General features: G+C 47.3%; 1 protein-coding gene. It reads left to right on the top strand.

Annotated elements, in window-relative coordinates; genetic code table 11:
* Window positions 1-120: 120 nt before the first annotated feature.
* Complete coding sequence (locus tag EKM76_RS13895; RefSeq protein WP_010012865.1) at window positions 121-1,566, top strand: DDE-type integrase/transposase/recombinase; 1,446 nt, start codon at window positions 121-123, stop codon at window positions 1,564-1,566.
* Window positions 1,567-1,759: the final 193 nt, after the last annotated feature.

Genomic DNA, 1,759 nt, shown 5'->3' with positions numbered 1-1,759 from the left:
GGTACTGTCAAACGTACCTCGTTTTTGTTATTAATTTCCGAATATTAAAAAACACCCGAACGTCTTTTTCTGGTATTCTTGGTGTGCGAACAACAAGAAAATCCAGAAAGAAGGATTCGAGTGCATACACCATTAATAGCCTATTTAGTTCTAATAATCAAGCTCCAAAGACAAATTATTTTGATCCTTTTAGCTCAGTTGGCTGAGATCTTTGATCATTCACGGCTGCCAAGCGCTGATAAACCGGTATTCAAGCGTTTTAACCAATTTCAGGTCGATGAGAAAGTCCCACTACTTCAAGCTGATATCGGTTCTGAAGCCCTCGACTACCAGCAGTTGATCGCTGAGTCGCTTGAAAAGAACGGTAAGCCGATACTGCCAGTCAGGCGGCGTAAACCAATCAGCTTTGCGGCGCAAGACTGTCCGCGGTGCTCGGCACCACAGGACTATCTTTACGCCAATAACGGTGCTGGCGGTCAGCTACGGTGCAAGGTCTGTCAGTTCAAGTTTCAAGATGGTCACGCCGAGAAGAATAAGACGGTCGCTTTACGTTGTCCTTATTGCCAGAATCGCCTGAGTATTCACAACCGTCGGACCAAGTTCGACGTCTGGTGTTGTTACAACGATAAGTGCGCATTTCGCCTTGGTGCGATCGCCGCAATGTCACCGGCTGAAGTCGCTGACTTCAACGTCCATCCAACTGCCCACAAGGTGCGCTACACTTGGCGAACCTACAACTTTGAACTTAAAGGCATTGCGCCAGAATCGCCGATCCAAGCACCGGTAGACCTCGATCGGATTCAAGCCAGCCCTGAAGTGCTGGGCTTGGTGCTGACCTATCACATCAACTATGGTCTGTCAGCGCGGCGAACCGCGGCGATCATGTACGATATTCATGGCGTTAAAATCTCACATCAGACCATCCATAACTACGAAATGGCGGTAGCCGCTGTTGTCCGGCCTTTCTGGGCGAATTATCCTTACGCACTGTCCGATCAGATTGTTGGTGACGAGACTTACGTGCGCGTGAAAGGCAAGTGGCACTATATCTTCTACTTCTACGACGCCAAGTGTAAGCTCATTCTCGCCGACTACGTGACCCCTAATCGCACAACCGAATCAGCGGTCATTGCGATCAACCAAGTCCTCCAAAAGATGCCTCAGATCCCTGAGAAGCTTAACTTCGTTGTTGACGCGAATCCGATCTACCAAGTTGCCCAGATCTATTTTGCACAACAGGGCATCAAGTTTGGCATTCACCAGGTTGTTGGTCTTGAAAACAAAGATGAGATCAGTCGTGAGTACCGCTTCTTAAAGCAAACCATTGAGCGCTTGAATCGTTCCTACAAAGAAAATTATCGTTCCAGTACCGGCTTTGGCTCTGCCACAGGTTCAGCGAGTTACACGGCACTTTATTCAGCGGCCTATAACTTCTTGCGGCCTCATGAAGCACTGCATTACCGCATTCCTGTTGAGTTACCACAACTCAAACCGTTTGAACGAATGCCGGACAAATGGCTGGCGCTAATTGAACTAGCGCAGTCTCAATTACCAACAGCAGCCTAGATATTCTGAAAAATCAGACTAACTAAGGCTTAATTTGTGTACCCTAGAACACATAAAATAGGCAAGATCCAGTGAGAAGCAACACCTGAATTAAGTTCGATTCATCCGTGAACGGTGATTCCATATATTAATCGTCATCCCCCCTTGAACATCCGGTTTTGAACTTGGGTTTCATGGAACTTTAGACGTTACC

The sequence above is a fragment of the Loigolactobacillus zhaoyuanensis genome, assembly GCF_003946385.1.
In the GTDB taxonomy this organism is placed as follows: domain Bacteria; phylum Bacillota; class Bacilli; order Lactobacillales; family Lactobacillaceae; genus Loigolactobacillus; species Loigolactobacillus zhaoyuanensis.
Note: the sequence above shows the minus strand (reverse complement) of the source record. Positions and strands in the feature narration are given on the sequence as shown.